General features: G+C 72.0%; 22 protein-coding genes and 3 tRNA genes. 17 read left to right on the top strand and 8 right to left on the bottom strand.

Features of this window, described 5'->3' with window-relative positions:
- Nucleotides 1-121 precede the first annotated feature (121 nt).
- The 11 genes from gnd (at nt 122) to AB2U05_RS16300 (ending at nt 11,290) form a co-directional block, all read left to right on the top strand.
- Complete coding sequence (gene gnd, locus AB2U05_RS16350; RefSeq protein ID WP_045698681.1) at nt 122-997, top strand: phosphogluconate dehydrogenase (NAD(+)-dependent, decarboxylating); 876 nt, start codon at nt 122-124, stop codon at nt 995-997.
- Between the two features lie 57 nt (nt 998-1,054).
- Nucleotides 1,055-2,191, top strand: a complete 1,137-nt coding sequence (gene recF / locus AB2U05_RS16345) for a DNA replication/repair protein RecF (RefSeq protein ID WP_369183573.1) — start codon at nt 1,055-1,057, stop codon at nt 2,189-2,191.
- 149 nt (nt 2,192-2,340) lie between these two features.
- Nucleotides 2,341-2,877, top strand: coding sequence for a DUF721 domain-containing protein (locus AB2U05_RS16340; RefSeq protein ID WP_369183572.1), 537 nt, complete (start codon nt 2,341-2,343; stop codon nt 2,875-2,877).
- A gap of 256 nt (nt 2,878-3,133) precedes the next feature.
- A complete protein-coding gene (gyrB, locus tag AB2U05_RS16335; protein WP_045698749.1) occupies nt 3,134-5,155 on the top strand; it encodes a DNA topoisomerase (ATP-hydrolyzing) subunit B in 2,022 nt (673 codons plus the stop codon).
- A gap of 133 nt (nt 5,156-5,288) precedes the next feature.
- A complete protein-coding gene (gyrA, locus tag AB2U05_RS16330; protein WP_045698747.1) occupies nt 5,289-7,826 on the top strand; it encodes a DNA gyrase subunit A in 2,538 nt (845 codons plus the stop codon).
- 145 nt (nt 7,827-7,971) lie between these two features.
- Nucleotides 7,972-8,703 (top strand): DUF3566 domain-containing protein, encoded by a 732-nt coding sequence (locus AB2U05_RS16325; protein ID WP_045698745.1) that lies wholly within the window; start codon nt 7,972-7,974, stop codon nt 8,701-8,703.
- Between the two features lie 262 nt (nt 8,704-8,965).
- Nucleotides 8,966-10,351 (top strand): class I SAM-dependent methyltransferase, encoded by a 1,386-nt coding sequence (locus AB2U05_RS16320; RefSeq protein WP_369183571.1) that lies wholly within the window; start codon nt 8,966-8,968, stop codon nt 10,349-10,351.
- 16 nt (nt 10,352-10,367) lie between these two features.
- Nucleotides 10,368-10,444: transfer RNA gene (locus tag AB2U05_RS16315), tRNA-Ile, on the top strand.
- 104 nt (nt 10,445-10,548) lie between these two features.
- A tRNA-Ile gene (locus AB2U05_RS16310) sits at nt 10,549-10,622 on the top strand.
- A gap of 298 nt (nt 10,623-10,920) precedes the next feature.
- Nucleotides 10,921-11,049 (top strand): DLW-39 family protein, encoded by a 129-nt coding sequence (locus tag AB2U05_RS16305; RefSeq protein WP_014137031.1) that lies wholly within the window; start codon nt 10,921-10,923, stop codon nt 11,047-11,049.
- A gap of 168 nt (nt 11,050-11,217) precedes the next feature.
- A tRNA-Ala gene (locus AB2U05_RS16300) sits at nt 11,218-11,290 on the top strand.
- A gap of 81 nt (nt 11,291-11,371) precedes the next feature.
- Here AB2U05_RS16300 and AB2U05_RS16295 read toward each other — a convergent pair.
- On the bottom strand, nt 11,372-12,091 hold the full coding sequence (locus AB2U05_RS16295) for a DUF5324 family protein (protein WP_045710580.1): 720 nt from the start codon (nt 12,089-12,091) through the stop codon (nt 11,372-11,374).
- 175 nt (nt 12,092-12,266) lie between these two features.
- Between AB2U05_RS16295 and AB2U05_RS16290 the strand changes: the two genes are divergently transcribed.
- On the top strand, nt 12,267-13,154 hold the full coding sequence (locus AB2U05_RS16290) for a rhomboid family intramembrane serine protease (protein WP_045698617.1): 888 nt from the start codon (nt 12,267-12,269) through the stop codon (nt 13,152-13,154).
- Nucleotides 13,155-13,488: 334 nt separating this feature from the next.
- On the opposite strand, the gene crgA is transcribed toward AB2U05_RS16290, so the two are convergent.
- A complete protein-coding gene (gene crgA, locus AB2U05_RS16285; protein WP_045698615.1) occupies nt 13,489-13,740 on the bottom strand; it encodes a cell division protein CrgA in 252 nt (83 codons plus the stop codon).
- A gap of 169 nt (nt 13,741-13,909) precedes the next feature.
- On the opposite strand from crgA, the gene AB2U05_RS16280 reads away from it, so the two are divergent.
- The 5 genes from AB2U05_RS16280 (at nt 13,910) to AB2U05_RS16260 (ending at nt 17,608) form a co-directional block, all read left to right on the top strand.
- A complete protein-coding gene (locus AB2U05_RS16280; RefSeq protein WP_244178853.1) occupies nt 13,910-14,674 on the top strand; it encodes a DUF881 domain-containing protein in 765 nt (254 codons plus the stop codon).
- Between the two features lie 69 nt (nt 14,675-14,743).
- Nucleotides 14,744-14,923, top strand: a complete 180-nt coding sequence (locus tag AB2U05_RS16275) for a hypothetical protein (RefSeq protein ID WP_045698613.1) — start codon at nt 14,744-14,746, stop codon at nt 14,921-14,923.
- 55 nt (nt 14,924-14,978) lie between these two features.
- Nucleotides 14,979-15,644: an aminodeoxychorismate/anthranilate synthase component II gene (locus AB2U05_RS16270; protein WP_045698611.1), complete on the top strand. Its 666-nt coding sequence runs from the start codon at nt 14,979-14,981 to the stop codon at nt 15,642-15,644.
- A 5-nt stretch (nt 15,645-15,649) separates the two neighbouring features.
- Nucleotides 15,650-16,765 (top strand): class E sortase, encoded by a 1,116-nt coding sequence (locus tag AB2U05_RS16265; protein ID WP_369183570.1) that lies wholly within the window; start codon nt 15,650-15,652, stop codon nt 16,763-16,765.
- Nucleotides 16,766-16,801: 36 nt separating this feature from the next.
- Nucleotides 16,802-17,608, top strand: a complete 807-nt coding sequence (locus AB2U05_RS16260; protein WP_369183569.1) for a class E sortase — start codon at nt 16,802-16,804, stop codon at nt 17,606-17,608.
- Between the two features lie 106 nt (nt 17,609-17,714).
- On the opposite strand, the gene pknB is transcribed toward AB2U05_RS16260, so the two are convergent.
- The 6 genes from pknB to AB2U05_RS16230 form a co-directional block, all read right to left on the bottom strand.
- A complete protein-coding gene (gene pknB / locus AB2U05_RS16255; protein WP_045698609.1) occupies nt 17,715-19,823 on the bottom strand; it encodes a Stk1 family PASTA domain-containing Ser/Thr kinase in 2,109 nt (702 codons plus the stop codon).
- Nucleotides 19,824-20,083: 260 nt separating this feature from the next.
- Nucleotides 20,084-21,535 (bottom strand): penicillin-binding protein 2, encoded by a 1,452-nt coding sequence (locus AB2U05_RS16250; RefSeq protein ID WP_045698607.1) that lies wholly within the window; start codon nt 21,533-21,535, stop codon nt 20,084-20,086.
- Nucleotides 21,532-22,908: an FtsW/RodA/SpoVE family cell cycle protein gene (locus AB2U05_RS16245; RefSeq protein ID WP_045698708.1), complete on the bottom strand. Its 1,377-nt coding sequence runs from the start codon at nt 22,906-22,908 to the stop codon at nt 21,532-21,534. The genes AB2U05_RS16250 and AB2U05_RS16245 overlap by 4 nt, the downstream gene beginning before the upstream one ends.
- Before the next feature lie 148 nt (nt 22,909-23,056).
- Nucleotides 23,057-24,715 carry a PP2C family serine/threonine-protein phosphatase gene (locus AB2U05_RS16240; RefSeq protein WP_369183568.1) on the bottom strand — a complete coding sequence of 553 codons (1,659 nt, stop codon included), beginning with the start codon at nt 24,713-24,715 and terminating at the stop codon, nt 23,057-23,059.
- A gap of 53 nt (nt 24,716-24,768) precedes the next feature.
- The gene (locus AB2U05_RS16235; protein WP_369183567.1) at nt 24,769-25,311 is read right to left on the bottom strand and encodes an FHA domain-containing protein; all 543 of its coding nucleotides are present in this window, start codon (nt 25,309-25,311) and stop codon (nt 24,769-24,771) included.
- 46 nt (nt 25,312-25,357) lie between these two features.
- A complete protein-coding gene (locus AB2U05_RS16230; RefSeq protein ID WP_369183566.1) occupies nt 25,358-26,230 on the bottom strand; it encodes an FhaA domain-containing protein in 873 nt (290 codons plus the stop codon).
- Nucleotides 26,231-26,531 lie beyond the last annotated feature (301 nt).

The raw sequence follows: 26,531 nt of genomic DNA, 5'->3' as shown, positions 1-26,531 counted from the left end.
CTGTGGACGTCTCCCCCGGTCGGCCCGGCTGCGCAGAGCCCGTCCCGGCCGGAAGCGTAGGCTCGGGGCGTGCGGCAACGGCGCCGCCGGCAGGCACGTCACCACAGGTAAGGACTTGGTCATGGAGCTCGGCCTCATCGGTCTCGGCAAGATGGGCGGCAACATGCGCGAGCGGATCCGCCGCGCCGGCCACACCGTCATCGGCTACGACCGCAACCCCGACGTCTCCGACGTCGAGAGCCTGCAGGAACTCGTCACCAAGCTCCAGGGCCCGCGCGTGGTCTGGGTGATGGTTCCGGCCGGCGCCGCCACCCAGGCGACCGTCGACGAACTCGCCGAGCTGCTCTCCCCCGGCGACGTGGTGGTCGACGGCGGCAACTCCCGCTGGACCGACGACATCAAGCACGCCGAGGCGCTGGCCGCCAAGGGCATCGGCTTCGTCGACTGCGGCGTCTCCGGCGGCGTCTGGGGCCTGGAGAACGGCTACGCCCTCATGTACGGCGGCGACGCCGAGCACGTCGCCAAGGTCCAGCCGATCTTCCAGGCGCTCAAGCCCGAGGGCGAGTTCGGCAACGTGCACGCCGGCAAGGTCGGCGCCGGCCACTTCGCCAAGATGGTCCACAACGGCATCGAGTACGCGATGATGCAGGCCTTCGCCGAGGGCTGGGAGCTGCTGGAGGCCGCGCCCGAGGTCACCGACGTGCGCGAGGTCTTCCGCAGCTGGCAGGAGGGCACGGTCATCCGCTCCTGGCTGCTGGACCTCGCCGTCCGCGCCCTGGACGACGACGAGCACCTGGCCAAGCTGCGCGGCTGGGCCGCCGACTCCGGCGAGGGCCGCTGGACCGTCGAGGCCGCGATCGACCACGCCGTGCCGCTGCCGGCGATCACCGCCTCGCTGTTCGCCCGGTTCGCCTCCCGCCAGGACGACTCGCCGCAGATGAAGATGATCGCCGCGCTGCGCAACCAGTTCGGCGGCCACGCGGTCGAGTCGAAGTAATCCCCACCGGGCTTCCTCCACAGCCCTGTTGATAGAAGGCGAGCGCAGTCCACAGCCATGCACGTCGCGCATCTGTCGCTCGCCGACTTCCGGTCGTACGCCCGGGCCGAGGTTCCCCTCGACCCGGGCGTGACGGCCTTCGTCGGGCCCAACGGCCAGGGCAAGACCAACCTCGTCGAGGCGATCGGCTACGTCGCCACCCTGGGCAGCCACCGGGTCGCCACCGACGCCCCGCTGATCCGGCTGGGCGCCGAGCGGGCCGTGATCCGCACCTCGGTGGTGGACCGCGGCCGCGCCACCCTGGTCGAGCTGGAGCTCACCGCGGGCAAGGCCAACCGGGCCCGGATCAACCGCTCCGACAACGTCCGCCCGCGCGACGTGCTGGGCCTGCTGCGCACCGTGCTGTTCGCCCCCGAGGACCTCACCCTGGTCAAGGGCGATCCGGGCGAGCGCCGCCGCTTCCTGGACGAGCTGCTGACCGCCCGGGCGCCCCGGCTGGCCGGGGTCCGGCAGGACTACGAGCGGGTGCTCAAGCAGCGCAACGCCCTGCTGAAGACCGCCGCGATGGCCCGCCGGGCGGGCGGCGGCAAGGGCGCCGACCTGTCCACCCTGGAGGTCTGGGACGGCCACCTGGCGCGCGCCGGAGCCGAGTTGACGGCCTTCCGGATCCAGCTGGTGGCCGCCCTGCAGCCGCTGGTGTCAGCCGCGTACGGGCAGCTGGCCCCCGGTGGCGGCGAGACCACCCTGGAGTACCGCAGCTCCTTCGAGGGCGCCGGGCTGCCGACCAGTCGCGAGCAGGCCGAGGAGCAGCTGCTCGACGCCCTGCGGTCCGCCCGCAAGCAGGAGGTCGAGCGCGGCCTCACCCTGGTCGGCCCGCACCGCGACGAGTTGGTGCTCAAGCTCGGCCCGCTGCCCGCCAAGGGCTACGCCAGCCACGGCGAGTCGTGGTCGTTCGCGCTGGCGCTGCGGCTGGCCTCGTACGAGCTGCTGCGCGCGGACGGCGGCGAGCCGGTGCTGATCCTGGACGACGTGTTCGCCGAGCTGGACGCCGCCCGCCGGGACCGGCTGGCCGAGCTGGTCGCGGACGGCGAGCAGGTGCTGGTGACCGCGGCCGTCGCCGAGGACGTGCCCAAGGCGCTGGCCGGCGCCCGGTTCGCGGTCGCGGACGGCGCCGTCCGCCGCATCGACGCCTGAGCCGGCCCCCGGCTCCCCCTCTCGCCCCTCCCCCCTCTCGCCCCTCCCCCGCAGTCCCGCCGCCGGGCGCACCCGGCGGCCCGTCGCGCGTGCGCTCCCGTACGCTGGATCGCTCAGCGTTGTCCACAGGCTGGGGAAAGGAGATCGCCGTGAGCGAGCCGGCGGAGACCTCTCCCGGACCAACTCCCGAGCCGACCGGCGCCGACCTCGCCCGCTCGGCGCTGCGCGCGGCCCGCGCCCAGGCCAAGCAGCGCGGCGAGCAGGTCCAGCAGAAGCGCGAGGCGAAGCGGTACGGCCTGCGCAGCGGCGCCCGCTCGGACGGCCGCGACCCCGTCCCGCTGGGCGCGGCGCTGAACCGGCTGCTGACCGAGCGCGGCTGGGAGTCCTCGGCGGCGGTCGGCGGGGTGATGGGCCGCTGGCCGCAGATCGTCGGCCCGGACATCGCGGCGCACTGCCACCCCTCCTCCTACGACGATGCCGCCGCGGTGCTCACCGTGCAGTGCGACTCCACCGCCTGGGCCACCCAACTGCGCTGGCTGGCGCGGCAGTTGGTGGCGCGTCTGAACCACGAGCTGGGCCACGGCACGGTCCGGACCATCAAGGTGCTCGGCCCGGCCGCGCCCGTCCGCGGCTACGGCCGGCTGCGCGCGCCGGGGAGCAAGGGGCCCGGCGACACCTGGGGCTGACCGGCGCCGGCCGCGGTCGGAACGGATGCGGATCTTCCGGAACCCCTGACAGCCCTTCCAGGCGCTCTGGGCCCCCCGGTCGAGTATCGGGACATGTGCAGAGGGGATTCAGGGCGGCGTATCTGCCTTCAAGGGCTGCCAAACGCCCATCTCTGTCAGTCCTACCGGTAGACTGAGGGGCAAACACTGTTGCTAGTGGCAACCGAGTCGAAACGCCGTGGTCGCACGCTCGCCCGTGGGGGCGGGGTTGCGGCCCGTGCTGTGCCAGAGAGGGCGCTTCGTGGCCGATTCCGGCAACCCCAGCCAGACCCCAGACCAGACCGTCCAGGGCGAGAAGTCCTACAACGCCAGCAACATCCAGGTGCTGGAGGGCCTCGACGCCGTCCGCAAGCGTCCCGGCATGTACATCGGCTCGACCGGTGAGCGCGGCCTGCACCACCTGGTGCAGGAGGTCGTGGACAACTCCGTCGACGAGGCCATGGCCGGGCACGCCGACACCATCGACGTCACGATCCTGCCGGACGGCGGCGTGCGGGTGGTCGACAACGGACGTGGCATCCCGGTCGGCATCGTCCCCGGGCAGGAGAAGCCGGCCGTCGAGGTCGTCCTCACCGTGCTGCACGCGGGCGGCAAGTTCGGTGGCGGCGGGTACGCGGTCTCCGGCGGTCTGCACGGTGTCGGCGTCTCGGTGGTGAACGCGCTCTCCACCAGGCTCGCGGTGGAGATCCACACCGACGGCCACCGCTGGACGCAGGACTACAAGATGGGCGCGCCGACCGCGTCGCTGGTCAAGAACGAGGCCACCGACCGGACCGGTACCAGCGTCACCTTCTGGGCCGACCCGGACATCTTCGAGACCACCGTCTACTCCTTCGAGACGCTCTCCCGGCGCTTCCAGGAGATGGCCTTCCTCAACAAGGGCCTGCAGATCTCGCTGACCGACGAGCGCCCCGAGCACGTGGACGAGGACGGCAAGCCGCTCACCGTCACGTACAAGTACGACGGCGGCATCGCCGACTTCGTCGCCCACCTCAACTCCCGCAAGGGCGAGGTCGTCCACCCCTCGGTCATCGACTTCGAGGCGGAGGACAAGGACAAGGCGATCTCGGTGGAGGTCGCGATGCAGTGGAACTCCTCCTACACCGAGGGGGTCTACAGCTTCGCCAACACCATCCACACCCACGGCGGCGGCACCCACGAGGAGGGCTTCCGCGCGGCGCTGACCGGCCTGGTCAACCGCTACGCGCGGGACAAGAAGCTGCTCCGCGAGAAGGACGACAACCTCTCCGGCGAGGACATCCGCGAGGGCCTGACCGCGATCATCTCGGTCAAGCTCGGCGAGCCGCAGTTCGAGGGCCAGACCAAGGACAAGCTCGGCAACACCGAGGCGAAGACCTTCGTCCAGAAGGTCGTCCACGAGCAGCTCAACGACTGGCTGGACCGCAACCCCAACGAGGCCGCGGACATCATCCGCAAGTCCATCCAGGCCGCCACCGCGCGCGTCGCCGCCCGCAAGGCCCGCGACCTGACCCGCCGCAAGGGCCTGCTGGAGTCCGCCTCGCTGCCGGGCAAGCTCTCGGACTGCCAGTCCAAGGACCCGTCCGAGTGCGAGATCTTCATCGTCGAGGGTGACTCCGCCGGCGGCTCGGCCAAGCAGGGCCGCGACCCGCGCACCCAGGCCATCCTGCCGATCCGCGGCAAGATCCTGAACGTCGAGAAGGCCCGGATCGACAAGGTGCTGCAGAACACCGAGGTCCAGGCGCTGATCTCGGCCTTCGGCTGCGGCATCCAGGAGGACTACGACGAGTCCAAGCTGCGGTACCACAAGATCGTGCTGATGGCCGACGCCGACGTCGACGGTCAGCACATCCGCACCCTGCTGCTCACCCTGCTGTTCCGCTTCATGCGGCCGCTGGTCGAGTCCGGGTACGTCTACCTCGCCATGCCGCCGCTGTACAAGATCAAGTGGGGCAAGGACGACTTCGAGTACGCCTACTCCGACCGCGAGCGCGACGCGCTGATCGCCGCCGGGGTCGAGGCCGGGCGCCGGCTCCCCAAGGACGACGCGATCCAGCGCTTCAAGGGTCTCGGCGAGATGAACGCCGAGGAGCTCCGGGTCACCACCATGGACGCCGAGCACCGGCTGCTGCTCCAGGTCACCCTGGAGGACGCCGCCCGCGCCGACGAGCTGTTCTCCGTGCTGATGGGCGAGGACGTCGAGGCCCGCCGGTCCTTCATCCAGCGCAACGCCAAGGACGTCCGCTTCCTGGACGTGTGACGCGCCTGCACCCCAGGCCCCGCACGTACCAGTCCGCGTGAAAGGAAACTGACCACCAGTGGTCGACGACAACCGTCCCGACGGCGAACAGCCCGAGACCCCCGAGGCCGCCGAGGCCACCGCCCAGGCGACCATGCGGATCGAGCCGGTCGAGCTCGAGACCGAGATGCAGCGCTCGTACCTCGACTACGCGATGAGCGTCATCGTCAGCCGTGCGCTGCCCGAGGTCCGCGACGGCCTCAAGCCGGTGCACCGCCGCGTGCTCTACGCGATGTACGACGGCGGGTACCGCCCCGAGAAGGGCTACTACAAGTGCGCCCGCGTCGTCGGCGACGTCATGGGCAACTACCACCCGCACGGTGACACCTCGATCTACGACACCGTGGTCCGCCTGGCCCAGCCGTGGTCGCTGCGGATGCCGCTGGTGGACGGCAACGGCAACTTCGGCTCCCCGGGCAACGACCCGGCCGCGGCCATGCGCTACACCGAGTGCAAGCTGATGCCGCTGGCCATGGAGATGATGCGCGACATCGACGAGGAGACCGTCGACTTCGCGCCCAACTACGACGGCCGCTCGCAGGAGCCGACCGTCCTGCCCGCGCGCATCCCCAACCTGCTGGTCAACGGTGCCACCGGCATCGCGGTCGGCATGGCCACCAACATCCCGCCGCACAACCTCCGCGAGGTCGCCTCCGGCGCGCTCTGGTACCTGGAGAACCCGGAGTCCTCCAACGAGGAGCTGCTCGAGGCCCTGATCGAGCGGATCAAGGGCCCCGACTTCCCCACCGGCGCGCTGATCGTCGGCCGCCGCGGGATCGACGACTACTACCGCACCGGCCGCGGCTCGGTCACCATGCGCGCCGTGGTCGAGGTCGAGGAGATCCAGGGCCGCCAGTGCCTGGTCATCACCGAGCTGCCGTACCAGGTCAACCCGGACAACCTCGCGCTGAAGATCGCCGACCTGGTCAAGGACGGCAAGATCGCCGGCATCGCCGACGTCCGCGACGAGTCCTCGTCCCGCACCGGCACCCGCCTGGTCGTCGTGCTCAAGCGCGACGCGGTCGCCAAGGTCGTGCTCAACAACCTGTACAAGCACACCGAGCTGCAGACCAACTTCGGCGCCAACATGCTGGCCCTGGTCGACGGCGTGCCGCGCACCCTGTCGCTCGACGCCTTCATCCGGCACTGGGTCAACCACCAGGTCGAGGTCATCGTCCGGCGCACCACCTTCCGCCTGCGCAAGGCCGAGGAGCGCGCCCACATCCTGCGCGCCCTGCTCAAGGCCCTGGACCTGATCGACGAGGTCATCGCGCTGATCCGGGCCTCGGCCAGCGCCGACGCCGCCCGCACCGGCCTGATGGGCCTGCTCGACATCGACGAGCTGCAGGCCAACGCGATCCTGGAGATGCAGCTGCGCCGCCTGGCCGCCCTGGAGCGCCAGCGGATCACGGACGAGCACGACGAGCTGCAGCGCAAGATCGACGAGTACAACGCGATCCTCGCCTCGCCGACCCGTCAGCGGGAGATCATCTCCGAGGAGCTCGCCGCGATCGTCGAGAAGTACGGCGACGAGCGCCGCTCGACCCTCATCCCCTCGGACGGCGACCTCTCCATCGAGGACCTCATCGCCGAGGAGGACATCGTCGTCACGATCACCCGTGGCGGCTACGTCAAGCGGACCCGCTCCGACCTCTACCGCTCGCAGAAGCGCGGCGGCAAGGGCGTGCGCGGCGCCCAGCTCAAGCAGGACGACATCGTCGACCACTTCTTCGTGACGACGACCCACAACTGGATCCTGTTCTTCACCAACAAGGGCCGGGTCTACCGCGCCAAGGGCTACGAGCTGCCGGACGCCGGCCGCGACGCCCGCGGCCAGCACGTCGCCAACCTGCTGGCCTTCCAGCCGGAGGAGCACATCGCCCAGGTGATGGCCGTGCGCACCTACGAGGACAAGCCGTACCTGGTCCTCGCCACCCGGGCCGGCCTGGTGAAGAAGTCCCCGCTGAAGGACTACGACTCCCCGCGCTCCGGCGGCCTGATCGCGATCAACCTGCGCCAGGACGAGGAGGGCCAGGACGACGAGCTGATCGGCGCCGAGCTGGTCTCCTCCGAGGACGACCTGCTGCTGGTCTCCAAGAAGGCCCAGTCGATCCGCTTCACCGCGACCGACGACGCCCTGCGCCCCACCGGCCGCGCCACCTCCGGCGTCAAGGGCATGGCGTTCCGCGAGGACGACGAGCTGCTCTCGATGAACGTCGTCCGTCCGGGCACGTACGTCTTCACCGCCACGGACGGCGGGTACGCCAAGCGGACCGCGGTGGACGAGTACCGTGTCCAGGGACGCGGCGGCTACGGCACCAAGGCGGCGAAGATCGTGGAGGGCCGGGGCTCGCTGGTCGGCGCACTGGTGGTCGACGACACCGACGAGATCATGGCGATCACCCTCTCGGGTGGGGTGATCCGCACGAGGGTTTCCGAGGTTCGTGAAACCGGACGTGACACCATGGGCGTCCAACTGATCAACCTCGGAAAGCGCGATGCGGTCGTCGGCATGGCCCGCAACGCCGAGGCCGAGGACGAGGAGACGGCGGAGGACGAGGTGACGGGCACCGAGTCCACCGAGACGGCCGAGGGAACGGGGACGGCGGTCGGCGGCGACGCCGAGGTCTGAACCGAACCGCGGACCGGTGCCGTCGCGTCCAGAGAGTGGGCGCGACGGCGCCGGCGCGCCGACCAGTTCCGGGCAATCCCGCCGGGCGCTGGATGACGAGTGACGGACCAGGGCGCCGCCCTGGTGGGAAGTGCGGGAGGACCAGGTGAGTGGAGCCACGGGTGCTGCGGGAGGACCCTCCGGCGGCCGTCCGGGCGCGCAGGGCGGGGGTTCGTACGGCGTGCCGCAGCCGCCGACCGAGCACTCGGCCGCGTCCACCTCGCTGATGCCACCGGTCGGCGGGTCGGGCCAGACCTACGGCGGCCAGACGCCGCCGCCGCCGAGCAGCCCGGCCGGCGGATCGGGCGGCTTCTCCCAGCCGACCACGTACACCAAGGGGCAGCCGACCCCGGCCCGGGGCACCCGGACCGGCGGCAACACCCCGCCCGGCGGCACGCCGGTGCCCGGGGCGGCCCGCCGCCCGGCCGGCAGCCCGGCGCCCGCCGGCGGCTTCGGCCGGACCCGCAAGGCCCGCCTCCGGGTGACCAAGGTCGACCCGTGGTCCGTGATGAAGGTCAGCTTCCTGCTGTCGGTGGCGGTCGGGATCATCATCATCGTGGCCGCGGCGGTGCTGTGGATGACGCTGGACTCGCTCGGCGTCTTCGACTCGCTGACCAAGACCATGAAGGACGTCACCGGCGGCGGCGCGGAGAACGCCTCCAGCGCGCTCAACCTGATGGACTACATCGGCTTCGGCAAGGTCATGCTGTTCACCACGCTGATCGCCGTGGTGGACATCGTCCTGCTGACCGCGCTGTCCACCCTCTCGGCGTTCATCTACAACGCCGCGGCCGGCTTCACCGGCGGCATCGAGCTCACCCTCGCCGAGGAGGAATGACCCCGGTCGCCGTGATCTGACCGCCGGTCAACCGTCCGCCCGCGCGCGGAATCACCGGGCCCCGCAGGCTGTTGCAGCCTGCGGGGCCCGTCGGCATTCGGGTGACAGCCGGCCGCCCGCGGCGCGCCGCCCGGAAGCGGGCCGGCCGCGGTGGGACAAGCTGGACGCCGCCCGTTCCGCTCCTGGGAGTGCCGCAGGCCGCCCCCGGTCCGCCCGACCGGGTGAGGTGACGTTCCGCAGGACGGCTGGACGGAGGCACGCGGTGGCGAAGCTCGCAGGTCAACTGGTCGAGGCCCTGGACGGGCTACTGGGGATTCCCGCCCCGCTGCGCCTGCAGGCCTGGGACGGCAGCACCGCCGGGCCGCCCGGGGCGCCCACCCTCGTGCTGCGCAACCGCCGGGCGCTGCGCCGCCTGCTCTGGCAGCCGGGCGAGCTCGGCCTGGCCCGCGGCTACGTCGCGGGGGACCTCGACGTCGCCCCCGGCGGCGACCTCTACGAGCTGCTGTCGGTGGTCGGCCGGTTCGCCGACCTGCCGCAGATCCGCACGCTGGACCTCGGCCCGCGCGGCGTGCTCGGCGCCGCCGGCCGCCGGGCGCTGGCCGTCGCGCTGCGGGCCGGGGCGGTGGGCCCCGAGCCCACCCCGCCCCCGGAGGAGGTCCGCAAGCCCCGTGGCGGGCTGCACAGCCGCGGCCGGGACCGCGCCGCCATCAGCCACCACTACGACGTCGGGAACGGGTTCTACGGCCTCGTGCTGGGCCCCTCGATGGTCTACTCGTGCGCCTACTGGACGCCGGCGGCGAAGAGCCTGGAGGCCGCCCAGGAGGCCAAGCTCGACCTCGTCTGCCGCAAGCTCGGCCTGCGGCCCGGGATGCGCCTGCTCGACGTCGGCTGCGGCTGGGGCTCGCTGCTGCTGCACGCGGCGGAGCACTACGGCGTCACCGCGGTCGGCGTCTCGATCTCCACCGAGCAGGTCGCGCTGGCCCGCCGCCGGATCGAGGAGGCCGGCCTGGCCGACCGGGTCGAGGTCCGGCTGCAGGACTACCGGGAGATCACCGACGGCCCGTTCGACGCGGTCTCCAGCATCGGGATGGCCGAGCACGTCGGGTCCGAGCAGTACCGGGTCTACGCCGAGGGCCTGCACCGGCTGCTGGTGCCCGGCGGCCGGCTGCTCAACCACCAGATCGCCCGCCGCCCCGACCACCCCGGTGAGCCGCACCGCCCCAGCCCCTTCATCGACCGCTACGTCTTCCCGGACGGCGAACTGTCGCCGGTCGGTTCCACCGTGTCCCGGCTGGAGGAGGCCGGCTTCGAGGTGCGGGACGTCGAGTCGCTGCGCGAGCACTACGGGCTGACCCTGCGCGAGTGGGTGGCGAACCTGGAGGCGCACTGGACGGACGCGGTCCGGCTGGTCGGCCGCGGCCGGGCCCGGGTCTGGCGGCTGTACATGGCCGCCTCCGCGCTCGCCTTCGAGCAGAACCGGATCGGGGTGAACCAGATCCTCGCCGTCCGCGCCACCGCCGAGGGCCCGGCCGGCCTGCCGTCGACCCGGGAGGAGTGGCTGCTGCGCCCGGCCGCCGGTGTCCCCGCCGCTGTCCCCGCCGCGACCTCGGCCGATACGGATTTGGGGGATCGGCGGTCGGTCCGCTAATCTTTCAGTGCGGCAAGGGCCTATAGCTCAGACGGTTAGAGCGCTTCCCTGATAAGGAAGAGGCCACAGGTTCAAGTCCTGTTAGGCCCACCACCGCGAAGGCCCCGGAGTGATCCACTCCGGGGCCTTCCGCCTTCATCACGAGCGAGCGGTTCCGCGGATCGGAGCACCATCCGGTACGCTCTCTCGTGCAGCGCGGGCCTATAGCTCAGACGGTTAGAGCGCTTCCCTGATAAGGAAGAGGCCACAGGTTCAAGTCCTGTTAGGCCCACCGCCCCGAAGGGCCCGGAACGATCCACGGCGATCCGTTCCGGGCCCTTCGGCGTTCCCGCGGCGGACCGGGACCGGCTCTGACGAGGTACGGCGTCAATCCTCGGGCCGGGCCGCCGGATTGACCTCCCCGGTGGCTGGTCACGATTGGGACACCGGTGTGTATCATCGGCCGCAAGGGCAGCCCGGTATCCGGCCGCCCATTCGAGCTCGAAACACATCTGGACTCGTCGGCCCGGTCGATCCGGCCGGAGCACCGGCTCCTGAGTCCACCAACGCAAGAAGGACGAGGTCCCGCGGTGAAGAAGCTCCTCCTGGTCGCCCTGGTCGCCCTCGGCGGCTTCTTTGTCTACCGTCAGGTCCAGGCGGACCGCGCCGAGCAGGACCTGTGGACCGAGGCCACCGACCCGGTTCCGGCCGGTCGCTGACCCCGGACGATCTGACGATCGACGATCTTCGGAGGCGCGGACCGCGCCTCCCGATCCGGTCGGCCCGGTCGAACGACCGGACCGGCCGGTTCTTCCGCAGGGGACGGCGCGGGGATTCGCGCCGGAACCCGGTACGCTAGTGCCCGTTGGCACGCGCCGTGCCGTCGAGGGGCATTAGCTCAGTTGGTAGAGCGCTGCCTTTGCAAGGCAGATGTCAGGAGTTCGAGTCTCCTATGCTCCACAGCACGCGATGAGCGGCTGAACCGGAAACCTCCGGGTCAGCCGCTCTCGTCGTTCCGGGGCCGGGCCGGGGCCGGGCCGGTCACTCGGGCTTCGGCGGCTCCTCGCCGTCCGGCTCCGGGGCGGCGGCCTCCGCGCCGGCCCCGGACTCCGAGGCACCGTTCACCGGGGCGGTGGCGGCGTGCGCGCCGGCCGGGCGGGGTGCCTGCGGGGCCGGCGGTTCGACCAGCCACTCCGGGTTGCTGTGCCGGCGCCACCACTGCCAGGCCACCAGGCCGCCGACCGCGAGCACCCCCGCCACGGCGAATCCGGCGGCCCGGCTGCGGCCGCACTGCGGCCGGCGGGCGTTGCGGGCGGCCAGGTCGCTGATCTCGGCGGAGCTGACGTGGCCCTGCAGGGCGGTCAGTGCGGCGGCGCCCCGGCTCTGCGCCTCGTGGGCGACCGGGGCGACGGCGGCCCGGGCGTCCTCGACGGCCTGCAGGACCCGGGGCGCCACCGTGGTGCGCGCCTGGTCCGCGGCGCGGCCGGCGGACAGCCGGGCCGCCAGGGCGGCCTCCTGGGCCCGGTGGAAGGCCTTCAGGGCGTTCTGCTGGGCCTCCGGCGGCAGCCCGGCGAAGGCGTGGCCGAGCTGTGGGGCGAGGTGCTTGCCGTACTGGACACGGAGGGCGTGGGCGGCCTGGCCGGCCTTCGGCCCGAGGGCGTCCAGGGCGGGGCCGAGGCGCTGCCTGGCGTCGTCCGCGAACTGGGCGGCGGTGTCCCTGGTCCTGGTGGCCGTCTCGCGGGCCGTGTGCGTGAGCGTCACGGGATCCTCTCCTCCTGGGTGGCGTCCTTTATGCACATATCCACCTGAATGCTGATCATGCATCCAGATTTGTCCACCGGCACTCCGGAGTGGTCCGTACGCGACGGCCGAAGCCCGCCCGGGGGCCGGGCCGCCGCAGTAGGCTGGCCGCCCAGGCAGGGAAGGGGAACGGCTGATGCGTCCGGAGGATCGGACCCCGGCGACCGGCCCGGAGGCCGCGCTGCCCCGGTGCCACCGGCACCCGGAGACGGCGACCGGCGTCTCCTGCACCCGCTGCGAGCGCCCGGTCTGCCCGAAGTGCATGGTCCCGGCCGCGGTGGGCTTCCAGTGCCCGGAGTGCGTCGGCGCGGGGCACGCCGGCGCCCGGCGGGCGACGACCCGGTTCGGCGGGGCGCCGACCGCGGACGGCGCGCTGGTCACCAAGCTGCTGATCGGGGTCAACCTGGCGGTCTGGGTGCTGGCCGCGTACGTGCTGAATCCGAAGCTGGGGCAGGTCTGGTCGCTGTACAGCGTCGGGGCGCTGCGCGGCGGCCCGGAGGGCATCGCGGAGGGCCCGGACCAGTGGTACCGGCTGTTGACCGCCACCTTCCTGCACCTGGAGTGGTGGCACATCGGCACCAACATGCTGGCCCTGCTGATCCTCGGCCCGGCGCTGGAGCAGGCGCTCGGCCGGCTGCGCTTCCTGGCGCTCTACCTGCTCGCGGGCCTCGGCGGCAGCGTCTTCGCCTTCCTGGTGGACGGCGACTGGCTGGGCTCGCTGGGGGCCTCCGGTGCGATCTTCGGCCTGATCGGCGCCCAGGTCGTGCTGCAGCTGCGGACCAGGGGGCCGCTCGGCCCGGTGCTGGCGCTGCTGGTCTTCAACGCGGTGGTCACCTTCTCCCGCACGGACATCATCGACTGGCGGGCGCACCTCGGCGGGCTGCTGATGGGCGCGCTGGTGGCGTTCGGTCTGATGTACGCCCCGCGCGAGCGCCGGGGCCTGGTCCAGGGGCTGGCACTGGCGGGGGCGCTGGCCGTGGAGGCCGGGATGCTGCTGACCGGGATGGGCCTGTACGGCGGGTGACGCCCGGACGGTTGTCCACAGCGGGTGCGGGGTTGTGCACAGGCTGTGCGCCGACCGGGCTGTGGACTGCTGTTCTACGCGTGTCCAGCTGTGCGATTCTCAGGCGCACCGGCGGTTGTGCACGGCTGGGGAAAGCCGCGGCCGGGAAAGTTATCCACAGGCTGGGGAGACTTTTCCCCAGTGTGGATAACCATGTGGATAAACACGATGGTGTGACGATGGGAAAAGCGCACCGGATTCCCGGCCGCGCTCGGGCACGACGAACCGCCGCTCCGGGTCGGGCCGTTCCGAAGCGGCGGTGCGGGCTCCGCGGAGCCTCAGTGCGGGGGGAGCGTCACTTCCACTGGGTGGAGACGCCGAAGCCGGCGGCGATGAAGCCGAAGCCGACCAGGATGTTCCAGTTGCGCCAGCCCTCGACCGGGTACGAACCGCTGGTCACGTAGTAGGTGACGATCCACACCAGGCCGATCAGGAACAGCGCCAGCATCAGCGGCGCTACCCAGCCGCGGCCCGAGCTGATCTTCACCGCGGTCGTCGTCGCCGGCGGGGTGTAGTCGGACTTCTTGCGGAGTCGAGACTTCGGCACGAGGGGATCTCCTGTCGATGCGCTGTGAGACCGCGCAGAGGTGCAGCGGGTGAGTCGGTCGCCGGGGGCCGCGGGAGCGGGTCCTGGGGACCGTTCCCGCACACGCCACCGGCGTCCGTTAGCGTAGTGGCTCGGCGGGTCCCGAGGAGATAAGGGTACGGTGACTAATTTGTCGATTCCCCCTGGACCGGCCGGTACCCGCCGCTCCGGCATCCGAAATGTCGGACGTGCCCTGACCTGCGCCGTCTTCGCGCTCGCCGGTCTGCTCTTCTACGTCAGCGCGCAGACCGCCCGCGGCACCGACCTGCGCACCGACAACTCCCTCCTCAGCCTCGGCGACGTGATCCGCCAGCGCAGCTCGCAGAACCAGCAGGCGCAGGCCCAGCTGGCCGACCTCCAGGCCCGGGCGCAGGACCTCACCGACCAGCAGGCCCACAGCCCCGCCGACACCGCCCAGCTGGACGGCCTGCGGCTCGGCGCGGCCATGGAGCCGCTGCAGGGCGCGGGCCTGACCGTCACCCTCAACGACGCCCCGCCGAACGCCACCGCGCGCATCCCCGGCGTCGCCGAGCCCAACGTCAACGACCTGGTCATCCACCAGCAGGACATCCAGGCCGTGGTCAACGCGATGTGGCGCGGCGGCGCCGAGGGCGTCCAGGTGATGGACCAGCGGCTGATCTCCACCAGTGCCGTCCGCTGCGTCGGCAACACCCTGCTGCTCCAGGGCCGGGTCTACTCGCCCCCGTACGTGATCAAGGCGGTCGGGAGGACGGACGCGCTGAGCGCCGCCGTCGAGGCCGACCCGACGATCCGCAAGTACCTCCAGTACGTCCAGGCCTACGGGCTGGGCTGGAAGGTCCAGGAGAACGGCGAGCTCACCCTTCCCGGGTACTCCGGCACCACCGAGCTGCGCTCGACGGGTGGCCAGCCGTAACGGACCGGCCTCGCGGCTGTTGATCCCGGGTCTACTCTTGACCCCAGTCCGCTACCTCGAGGGAGCAGCATGTACGCCTTCATCTGGCGCCACCTGCCGGGGAACACCCTGGTCCGGGCGGTCATTTCGCTGCTCCTGATCCTGGGGATCGTCTACCTCCTCTTCACCTACGTCTTCCCGTGGGCGGAACCGCTGCTCCCCTTCGGCGACGTCACAGTGGACGGCGGCGACGGCGCCGCGGCCGGCTGAACCGGCGGGCCCCGCACTTCCACCCAGCACCGCATCCCACGGAGACCACGCGCGCATGACCACCCAGTCGACCCCGCCCCGCATCCTGGTGGTGGACAACTACGACAGCTTCGTCTTCAACCTGGTCCAGTACCTGTACCAGCTCGGCGCCACCTGCGAGGTCGTGCGCAACGACGAGGTGACCGTCGACCACGCCGTCCGCCGCGCGGGGGAGGAGGGCTTCGACGGCGTGCTGCTCTCGCCCGGCCCCGGGTCGCCGGAGGAGGCGGGCGTCTGCATCGAGATGGTCCACCACTGCGCCCGGATCGGGCTGCCGGTGTTCGGCGTCTGCCTCGGCCTGCAGTCGATCGCGGTCGCGTACGGCGCGGTGGTCGGCCGCGCGCCGGAGCTGCTGCACGGCAAGACCTCGCTGGTCGAGCACGAGGACGGCGGGGTGTTCGCCGGCCTGCCCTCGCCGCTGACCGCGACCCGCTACCACTCGCTGGCGGTCGACCCGGCCACCGTGCCGGACGAGCTGCTGGTCACCGCCCGGACCGTCGAGAGCGGTGTGATCATGGGCCTGAGGCACCGTGAACTGCCCGTCGAGGGCGTGCAGTTCCACCCCGAGTCGGTGCTCACCGAGGGCGGCCACCGGATGCTCGCCAACTGGCTCGCGGACTGCGGCGACGCCCGCGCCGTCGAGCGGTCGGCCGGGCTCGCCCCGGTGATCGGCCGGGGCTGAGCGGCGTGACCGCGCTGCGTCCGGAGGGGCGTTACCAGCCGGAGGCGGACGCGTACGGCGCCGCCCCGGTGCACGGCGGTGCGCAGCACGGGCAGCACGGCCGCAACGAGTACGGCCGGCACCAGTACGCGCAGGACCCGTACGGCGCGCAGCCGGCCGGGCCGGCGGCGACCGAGGACGCCTGGGGGGTGTACGAGCAGGCCGAGCAGCCCGCCGAGGGCGGCCCCGAGTACCCCTGGCTGCCCGACCACACCCTCCAGCTGCGGCTGCCGGCGGAGAGCGCCGAGCCCGCCGCCGAGCCGGCCCCGCCCACCGGCGGCCGGGCCGAGCGCAGACGGGCCGCCCAGGGCCGCACCGCCGTGCGCTCGGGCGGCGGGCGGCGCCGGGCGCGCGGGCGCGCCGCGGGGCGGGCGCGGCCCAAGGAGTCGGTGGTCGTGGTGGCCGCCCGGTTCGTCGGCGAGCTGTGCATCACGCTCGGCCTGGTGATGCTGCTGTTCGTCGCGTACCAGCTCTGGTGGACGAACGTGCAGGCGGACGAGGCCGCGAGCAGCGCCCGCGACCAGCTGGAGCAGCAGTTCGACGCGGCCCAGGGCCCCGCCGCACCGGGGCAGCCGGCGCCGGACCCGAACAAGCCCGAGGTGTTCGCCCCGGGCAAGGGCTTCGCCATCATCTACCTGCCCAAACTGGGGCTCAAGTTCCCGATCGCGGAAGGGACTTCGAAGTCCGCGGTGCTCGACAACGGGCTGGTCGGGCACTACACCGGCACCGCGATGCCGGCCGACAAGGCGGGCAACTTCGCGCTGGCCGCGCACCGCAACACCCACGGCGAGCCGTTCCGGTACATCAACAAGCTCGAAAAGGGCGACAAGGTCGTGGTGGAGACCGCGAACGCCTACTACACCTACGAGATCACCAGCGGCATCCCGGAGACCTCCCCCAGCAACGTCAGCGTGATCAAGCCGGTGCCGAACGGTTCCGGGTACACCGGCCCCGGCCGGTACATCACGTTGACCACCTGCACACCGGAGTTCACCTCCAAGTTCCGTCTCATCGTCTTTGGGAAGATGATCGACGAACGGCCGCGCAGCCAGGGCAAGCCGGCCGCGATCACGGGCGGGTAGCCGCTCGGCCGCTCGGGACGAGGGGGAGGACCGCTGATGCAGGACGACGGGACCGCGGAACCGGCCGGGGCGGGCCGGGAGGCCTTCCCCCCGCCCGAGGAGGCGCCGCGGCCCGCCCGGCGGCGCGGCCTGGCGCTGGCCGCGCTCGGCGTGTTCGGCGAACTGCTGATCACCCTGGGCCTGGTCCTCGGCCTGTTCGTGACCTACTCGCTGTGGTGGACCAACGTGCAGGCCGACCGCTCGGCCTCGGCCGCCTCGGACCGGCTGCGCGACGCCTGGGCGAGCCCGGGCGGCGGCTCGTCGTCCGTCCCCGGGGCGACGCCCTCCCCCGGCGGGCCGCCGCGGTTCGCGGCCGGGGACGACGTCGGCTTCCTGCACGTCCCGGCGATGGGCGACGGCTACCAGGTGCTGATCCGGATGGGCACCTCCACCGAGGTGCTGGACGAGGGCGTCGCGGGCGTCTACGAGCAGCCGTACAAGGCCGCGATGCCCTGGGACCCGAGCGGCAACTTCGCGCTGGCCGCGCACCGGGACGGCCACGGCGCCAAGTTCCACGACCTGGACGCCGTCCACAAGGGCGACTCGATCGTCGTCGAGACCAAGGACAAGTGGTACGTCTACAAGGTCGACAGCACGCTGTCGGAGACGTCCAAGTACGACACCGGCATCGTCGCGCCCGTCCCGGCCCGCTCCGGCTACGCCGCGCCCGGCCGGTACATCACCCTGACCACCTGCACGCCGGTCTACACCTCGCGGTACCGGATGGCCGTCTGGGGCAGCCTGGTGCGGGTGGACGACGTGGACGCCAAGCGCACCCCGCCGCCCGAGCTGCGGCACTCCTGAGCGGTCGCGGACCGCGGGAACGCCCGAGGGCCCGTCGCGACGGTCGCGACGGGCCCTCGGGCGTTCCCGGTCACCGGTCCCCCCTCAGAAGAAAGGGAAGAAGGGCTTAGGGGTTTCCTTTGGTGGGCGGGAAGGGGTCCCCCCCTTTGGCCGGATCGGCCGGGCGGGTGACCAGCTGCACCTGGGAGTTCGGGTCCATCTGGGTGCCGGCCGGGGGGTTGCTCTGCACGATCACCGCGTTCGGGTCCTGCGGGCCGGCGACCACGGTGTACAGCAGGCCGACCTTGGCCAGCGCGGCGGCGGCGTCCGACAGCTTCTGGTTCTGCAGCGGCGGGACCTGGGGCTTGTCCTGCGCCTTGTAGATCGTCAGGCTGATCTTGGTGCCGGCCGCGGCCTTGGTGTTCGGCGCGACCGACTGCGAGGCGACGGTGTTGACCTTGGTCTGGTCGGTGGTCGGCGTGGTCTTCGACGCGTCCACCTGGAAGCCCTGGCCCTGCAGCTGGTTGACCGCGTCGTCCTTCTGCGAGCCGACCACGTTCGGCACGGTCTGCTTGGCCTTGCCCTGCGAGATGGTCAGCTTGATCGGGGCGCTCGGGTCGGCGTTGGAACCGGCCGCCGGGTCCTGGGCGGTGACGGTGTCCTGCGCGGCGTTGTCGTCGTCCTTGTACTCGGTGGTGACGTTGGTGAAGCCGGCGTCACTCAGGGCCTTCGTGGCCTGGTCCTTGGGCTTGCCGGTGACAGTCGGGACCTGGGTCTTGGCCGGGCCGGAGGACAGCTGCACCGTGATGGCGGTGTTCTCGGCGACCTGGGTGCCGGCCGTCGGGTTCTGGGTGCAGACCTGGTCCTTCTTGACGTTGGCGTCCGGGCAGGCGACCTTCTCGCCCTCCGTCACCGTCAGCTTGGAGCCGGCCGCCGTGGCGGCGGTCCTGGCGTCCGCGAGGCTCTTGCCGACCAGGTTCGGCGCGGCGACCTTCGCGGCGTCCTTCTTGCCGTCGTTGCTGAACATCGCCTGGGCGACGAAGAAGGTGCCGACCAGGACGAGCACGGCGGCGACCGCCAGCACGATCCAGGAGGTGTTGCTCTTCTTCGGCTGGTCCGCGCCGCGGCGGCCGGCACGGCCCCCGTCGTCGTAGCCGTCGTTGCCGCCGCCCGGGCCGCCCGCGTAGGTCTGGCCGTAGCCGTCGTCCTGGTAGCCGCCCGGCTGGCCGTAGCCGCCCTGGCCGGAGGCCTGCGGCAGCACGGTGGTCGGGCCGCCGCCGGGCTGCTGCGGCAGCACGTTGGTCTGGCCGTACGGGTCGTGCTGCTGCGGGTAGCCGTTCTGGTCGTAGCCGTAGCCCATGCCGTACGCGGCGGCCTGCTGGGCGGCGGCCACCGGCAGGCCGTCGAGGAAGCGCTCGATGTCGTCGCGCATCTCGTCGGCGCTCTGGTAGCGGTAGTCGCGGTCCTTGGCGAGCGCCTTGAGCACGATCGCGTCGACCTCGGGGCGCACCTCGGGGTCGAAGACGGACGGCGGCTGCGGCTCCTCCCGGACGTGCTGGTAGGCCACCGCGACCGGGGAGTCGCCGACGAACGGCGGGCGGACGGTCAGCAGCTCGTAGAGCAGGCAGCCGGTGGAGTACAGGTCGGAGCGGGCGTCGACCTGGTCGCCGCGGGCCTGCTCGGGGGAGAGGTACTGGGCGGTGCCGATGACGGCCGAGGTCTGCGTCATGGTCATCCCGGTGTCGCCCATCGCGCGGGCGATGCCGAAGTCCATGACCTTGACGTTGCCCTGCCGGGTCAGCATCACGTTGGCCGGCTTGATGTCGCGGTGCACGATGCCGGCCCGGTGCGAGTACTCCAGGGCCTGCAGGATGCCGATGGTCATCTCCAGCGCCCGCTCGGGCAGCAGCCGGCGGCCGGAGTGCAGCAGCTCGCGCAGCGTCGACCCCTCGACGTACTCCATCACGATGTACGGGATGGAGATGCCGTCGATGTAGTCCTCGCCGGTGTCGTACACGGCGACGATCGCGGGGTGGTTGAGCGATGCCGCCGACTGTGCCTCGCGGCGGAAGCGGGCTTGGAACGACGGGTCACGGGCCATGTCGGCCCGGAGCGTCTTCACTGCGACGGAGCGGCCGAGTCGGGTGTCATGGGCGAGGTACACCTCGGCCATGCCGCCGCGCCCGAGGACGCCGCCGAGCTCGTACCTGCCGCCGAGGCGACGAGGCTCTTCCATAGTTCCGGCCCTCTCCCTCACCCGCCGGTGAGGTTGTGACGTAGGTGTCCCCGCACGCTCTGGGTGACGCCGCGCGGCACTCGGCCGGTTCTCCGGCCGGGCCGTGCGCCGCCTCGCGGGCGGCAACGGGCACACCCGCTGCTGGCGGATACGCTACCGGTCGCACCACGTCCAACCGGAGTCGGCGGTCGGCCGATATCAGACCGGTATCCGGACGGGCCTTCCGATCGTGACATTCCCCTCACTCCCGACACCGGCGGTCACTTGCCGAGCGCGGACTGCATCACCGCCTTGGCGATCGGGGCGGCGAGCCGCCCGCCGCTGATGCCGTCGCGGTTGTCGGAGCCGTCCTCGACCACCACGGCGACCGCGACCGACTGGCCGTCCGTGGTCTTGGCCCAGGAGACGAACCAGGCGAACGGCAGACCGGCGTTGTTCTCGCCGTGCTGGGCGGTGCCGGTCTTGCCGCCGACCTGCAGGCCGGGGATCTGGGCGTTCTTGCCGGTGCCGTTCTGCACCACCGAGACCATCAGGTCCTGCATCTTGGACGCGGTGGCCGGGCTCATGGCCTGGGAGAACTGCTTCTCGCTGTGCTTGGAGATGGTGGTCAGCGAGGCCGAGCGCTCGGAGTCGACCAGGTAGGGCTGCATCAGGCTGCCGTTGTTGGCGATCGCGGCGGCGACCATGGCCATCTGCAGCGGGGTGGCCCGGGTGTCGTGCTGGCCGATCGAGTCCATCGCGGTGCCGTCCGCGCCGGCGCTGCTCGGGAAGACGCTCTTCTCGGCCCGGACCGGGGTGTCGACGGTGCTGTTGAAGCCGAACTTCTCGGCCTGCGCCCGCATCTTCTCCTTGCCCAGGTCCGCGCCGATCTTGGCGTAGACGGTGTTGCAGGACTGGTCCATTGCGGACTTCAGCGTGGCGTTCTCGCAGCGCTCGTTCGGGCTCTCGTTCTTCAGCTGGGTCTGGGTGCCCGGCAGGACGTACGGGTCCGGGGTGTCGGTGGCGTCGTCGACGTTCTGGAACACGCCGTTCTCGAACGCGGCGGTCGCGGTGACCAGCTTGAACGTCGAGCCGGGCGGATAGGTGTACTTCAGCGCCCGGTTGTCCATCGGCTTGTTGGGGTCGGCGTTGAGCGCCTTCCAGGCGTCGCCGTCCTCGTTGCCCGCGATCGTCCCCGGGTCGTAGGACGGGGTGGAGACCAGCGCCAGGATCGCGCCGGTCTTCGGGTCGAGCGCGACCACCGCGCCCTTCTTGCCGGCCATCGCGTCGTAGGCGGCCTTCTGGACCTTGCCGTTGATGGTCGTGACGACGTCGCCGCCGCGCTTCTGCTCGCCGGTCAGCATGTCCAGGGTGTTGCGGAAGAACAGCCGGTCGTCGGTGCCGGAGAGGACGCCGTCCTCCAGGTTCTCCAGCCCGTTGGAGCCGTAGGCCTGGGAGGAGTAGCCGGTCACCGGGGCCCACATCGGGCCGTCGACCCAGGAGCGCTTGTACTTGTAGCGCAGGCCGTTCACGAAGTCCGACTTCGTCACCGGCTGGCCGCTGACGATGATGTTGCCGCGCGGGTGGGCGTAACGGTCGTAGATCGCGCGCTTGTTGTTCTTGTTGCTCGCCCAGGAGTCGGCCTGGACGCCCTGCACCCAGTTGGTGCGCACCATCAGGGCGAGGATCAGGACCAGGCAGAAGATCGAGACCCGGCGGATCGGCTTGTTCATCGGACGGGTCCTCCCTGGCCCTCGGTGACGGGGGCCGGCTCGGCCCCGGGGCGGCGGGCGCTGTCGCTGATCTTCAGCAGGATCGCGACCAGCGCCCAGTTGGCGACCACGGACGACCCGCCCTGCGCCAGGAACGGCATGGTCATACCGGTCAGCGGGATCAGCCCGGTGACCCCGCCGGCCACGACGAAGACCTGCAGGGCCATCGCCGAGGCCAGGCCGACCGCGAACAGCTTGCCGAACGGGTCGCGGGCGGCGAGCGCGGTGCGCAGACCGCGCTGCACCAGCAGCCCGTACAGCAGGAAGATCGCCATCAGGCCGGTGAGTCCCAGCTCCTCGCCGAAGGAGCCCAGGATGAAGTCGCTCTTGGCGGCGAAGTTGATCAGCCAGGAGCGGCCCTGGCCGAGGCCGGAGCCGGTCACCCCGCCGGAGCCGAGGGCCATCAGCGACTGGCCGATCTGCTCGGTGGCGCCCTTCGGCGGGTGGGCGCCGAAGGCGGCCATCGGGTCGAGCCAGGCGTTGATGCGGATCTTCACGTGGCTGGTGGTCATCGCCACCGCGACCGCGCCGCCGATCGACATCAGCAGGCCGAACAGGATCCAGCTGGTCCGCTCGGTGGCGACGTAGAGCATCACCACGAACAGGCCGAAGAACAGGAAGGACGTGCCGAGGTCGTTCTCGAAGACCAGGATCAGCAGGCTGAGCAGCCAGATCACCACGATCGGGCCGAGGTCGCGGCCGCGCGGCAGGTACAGGCCCATGAAGCGGCGGCTGGCCAGCGCCAGGGCGTCCCGCTTGACCATCAGGTAGCCGGCGAAGAAGACGGTCAGGACGATCTTGGCGAACTCGCCGGGCTGGATGGAGAAGCCGCCCAGCCGGATCCAGATCTTGGCGCCGAAGTCCTCCGCCCGGGCCGGGAAGAAGGCCGGCGCGGCGAGCAGGACCAGCGCCGCCACCATCGAGATGTAGGTGTAGCGCTGCAGCACCCGGTGGTCCTTCAGGAAGACCATGACGGCGATGAACAGTGCCACCCCGAGGGCCGACCACATCAACTGGTTGCGGGCCGCCGGGAAGTTGGCGCTGAGCAGCTTCCCGGCCTTGTCCAGCCGCCAGATCATCACCACGCCGAGCCCGTTCAGCAGGGTGGCGATGGGCAGCATCAGCGGGTCCGCGTACGGCGCGAAGCGGCGCACCAGCAGGTGCGCGACCAGCGCCAGCGCGCCCATGCCGAGCCCGTAGCCGAGCATGCCGGCGGGCAGCGCGGCGTCCATCGCGAGGCCGACGTTGGCGTACGCGAGCATCGGCAGCAGGACGGCGAAGACCAGCAGCGCCAGCTCCGTGTTGCGCCGGTTCGGCGTGCCCTGCGGCGAGATGGTGGTGGTGGCCCGGCGCCGGGGGGCGGCCCGGCCGGCCGCTGCCCGGCGCCGGCCGGTGTTCTCGCTCAGGTGGTAGCTGCTCACGTGGTGACCGCTCCCTGACGGCCGGCGGGCCCGCTGCGCGGCCCGGGTCGGTTCGCGGACGTCACGGCTTCGGGCAGGACTTGGCCTTGGTCAGCTCGTCGTCGCTCAGCTGCGGCTGCTGCTGGGGCTGCGGCTGGGCCTCGGTCGGCGCGGTGGTGGCCGGCGGGGCCGTGCTCGGCGCCGGGGCACCGGTGGCGCCCGGGGCCGACGTGCCCGGGTTGGGGGCGGCCGAGGGGGTGCGGGACTTGTTCTCGCCGGACGGGGGCGTGGCGGTCACGAACGAGGCGTGGGCGGCCTGAGTCGGGGTGCCCTGCGCAGTCGGGGCGCCCTGCGGGGCCTGGCCCTGCGCCGGCGCCTTGGAGGCCTTCTCGCAGAGCTGCACCCAGGTCTTGAGGTCCTGGACGGTGTTCTTGGCGCTGTCCAGGCTGTCGAAGGAGATGGTGCTGTTCACGTGGTCGCGCTCGTTCTGCGGCAGCCAGGAGAGCTTGATGTCGCCGTACGACTCGTGCAGCGAGTGCAGGTTCAGGCCGGCCAGGTTCTGGTTGATGCCCTGGTAGACCGCGACGTGGTCGCCGTCCTCGCCGATGTAGTACTGGTCCTGGGTCCACTGGTAGCCGAAGTACCCGGCGCCGCCGAGCAGGCCGAGGGTGACCAGGACGGCCAGCGAGACGGTCAGGCCGCGGCGCTTGCGCTTCGGCGGGCGCTCCTCGTCGAACTCCTCGGCGCCGTACACCGGGGGCTCGGACGGGTCCTGCTCGCCGTACTCGCCGTCGTAGCCGGCGGCGGGCCCGAAGTCGCCCTGCGGGGGGCCGTAGGCGCCGTCGTAGCCCTCGGCCGGGCCGAAGGCGCCCTGCGGGTTGCGCCCGAGGCCGGCCGCCCGGCCGGCCGGGGTGTCGGCGATCGAGCGGTCGGTGGCGGCCGAGGACGGCGGGGTGTCGGCCACCGCGCCGACCACCACCGGGACGTCGTTGAACTGGCCGCTCATGGTGTCGGTGGCGCCGACGTCGATGACGTCCGCGACGATGCAGGTGATGTTGTCCGGGCCGCCGCCGCGCAGGGCGAGCTGGATCAGCTCCTGCACGGTCTGCTCGGGCGAGTAGTAGCTGCCCAGGGTGTCCTGGAGGGTCTGGTGGCTGACCGGGCCGGACAGGCCGTCCGAGCAGATCAGGTAGCGGTCGCCGGCCCGGACCTCGCGGATCGACAGGTCGGGCTCGACCTGGCCGCGGCCGTCCAGGGCCCGCATCAGCAGCGAGCGCTGGGGGTGGGTCTCGGCCTCCTCGGGCGTGATCCGGCCCTCGTCGACCAGGCGCTGCACCCAGGTGTGGTCCTGGGTGATCTGCGCCAGCGAACCGTCGCGCAGCAGGTAGGCGCGGGAGTCGCCGACGTGCACCAGGCCCATCCGCTGGCCCGTCCACAGCATGGCGGTGAGCGTGCAGCCCATGCCCTCCAGCTGGGGGTCCTCCTCGACCATCTGCCGGAGGCGGTCGTTGGCGCCCTGGACGGCGTCGCCCAGCAGGGTCAGCAGGTCGGCGCCCGGCACGTCCTCGTCCAGGCGGACGATCGAGCCGAGCACCTCGGAGGACGCGACCTCGCCGGCCGCGGCGCCGCCCATGCCGTCGGCCACGGCCAGCAGCCGCGGCCCGGCGTAGCCGGAGTCCTCGTTCCCCTCCCGGATCAGTCCCTTGTGGGAGCCGGCGGCGAAGCGCAGCACCAGGGTCATGCGACCTGTGCCCCCCTCTGGGTCATGGACGGGATGCTTGCCCTCATGCGCTACTACTTCCGCAGTTCGATGACGGTCCTGCCGATACGGATCGGCGTGCCCGGCTGGAGCGGGGTCGGCGCCGTCAGGCGCTGCCGGTCCAGATAGGTGCCGTTGGTGGAGCCTAGATCCTCGACCGTCCACTGCCCAGTCTGATCCTGGTAGATCCTGGCATGCCGGGAGGACGCGTAGTCGTCGTCCAGCACGATGGTGGAGTCGTGCGCGCGGCCGAGCGTGATGGTCTGGCCCTGCAGCGCGACGGTGGTGCCGGCCAGCGAACCGGCGACCACGACCAGCTGGGTGGGGCCGCCGCGGCGCCGGCCGCCGCCCTGCGGCTGGCCGCCGGCGGGGCCGCCGGCCGGGGGCTGGGGTCCGCGCGCCGGCGCGGGGGCCGCGGCGGGCGCGGGCGTCCCGGCGTCCCGGCCGCGGCGGGCGGGCCTGGGGTTCACCTTGGTGCCGAAGAGGTCGCTGCGGATCACCTGGATCGCGACGATCACGAACAGCCACAGCACGGCCAGGAAGCCCAGCCGCATGACCGTGAGGGTCAGCTCTGACATGGCCGCCCCGTCAGTCCGGGAGCGAGGCGCGCGAACAACTCGGACACTACCCTTCGACCTGCCGGTAGACGATGGTGGTGGAACCCACGACGATGCGGGAGCCGTCGCGGAGCGTAGCGCGCTGGGTGTGCTGTCCGTCCACCACGATGCCGTTGGTGGAACCCAGGTCGAGCACCATCGAAGGGGTGCCGGGGCGGATCTCGGCGTGCTTGCGGGAGACCCCGGGGTCGTCGATCCGCACGTCCGCCTCGGTCGAGCGGCCGAGCACGCAGGCCGAGCCGGAGATCTGGTGCCGGGCGCCGTTCACCTCGATCCAGCGGCGGACGGAGGTGCCGTGGCCGGCGCCGGGGAAGGCCCGGACGTTGCCGCCCGCGGGCGCCGGCGGCGTCGGCGGGGCCGGGGGCATGGCGGGGGGCGCGGCGGGCGGCGGGGGCGTGCCGAACTGGCCGGCGCCCTGCTGCTGCCACGGTGCGCCGGGGGCCGGGGCGGCCGGGGGGCGGTCGTAGCCGGGCTGCGCCGGCGGCGGGGCGTACTGCTGGGGCTCCTCGGCGGCGAGGGTGCGGCTGCGCACCCGGTACAGCCCGGTGTCGAGGTCGTCCGCCTTCTCCAGGTTCACCTGGAGCGGGCCCATGAAGGAGTACCGCTGGGCCTCCGCGTACTCGCGGACCATCCCGGCCAGCTCGGTGCCGAGCTGCCCGGAGTACGGGCTGAGCCGCTCGTGGTCGTGCGGGCTGAGCTCGACGATGAAGTCGTTCGGCACGACGGTGCGGTCGCGGTTCCAGATGCTCGCGTTGTTGTCGCACTCGCGCTGCAGCGCCCCGGCGATCTCCACGGGTTGGACCTCGGACTTGAACACCTTGGCGAAGGTGCCGTTGACGAGACCCTCCAGCCGCTGCTCGAACTTCTTCAGCATCCCCATGGGGCACCCCCTTCCAGGGTCCGTGCGCCTGCCTGCCGACCGACTCCCGCCGGGGATCCGGTCGCGCCTACTTGCGGTACTTCCGTACTGATCGTATCCACGCCGGGCCCTTCCGTACGGTTCCCGGACCGCGTGGTGCCCGGGGGTGGGCTCGGACACACAGGGTGACGCATGTCCGGCCCGGCACGCCAGGTGTGCCCGCCGGAGCGGTCGCCCACCCGTCGCGCACGCGTTCGTCGTGCATCCGTTCGGGTGCGGTCCGTTCCGCCGGAATACGGATTCGGAGTCGGCCCCGGGGCCG

The organism is Streptomyces sp. Y1 (assembly GCF_041053115.1).
Lineage (GTDB): Bacteria > Actinomycetota > Actinomycetes > Streptomycetales > Streptomycetaceae > Kitasatospora > Kitasatospora rubellomurina.
This window is presented reverse-complemented; position numbering and strand designations above follow the sequence as displayed.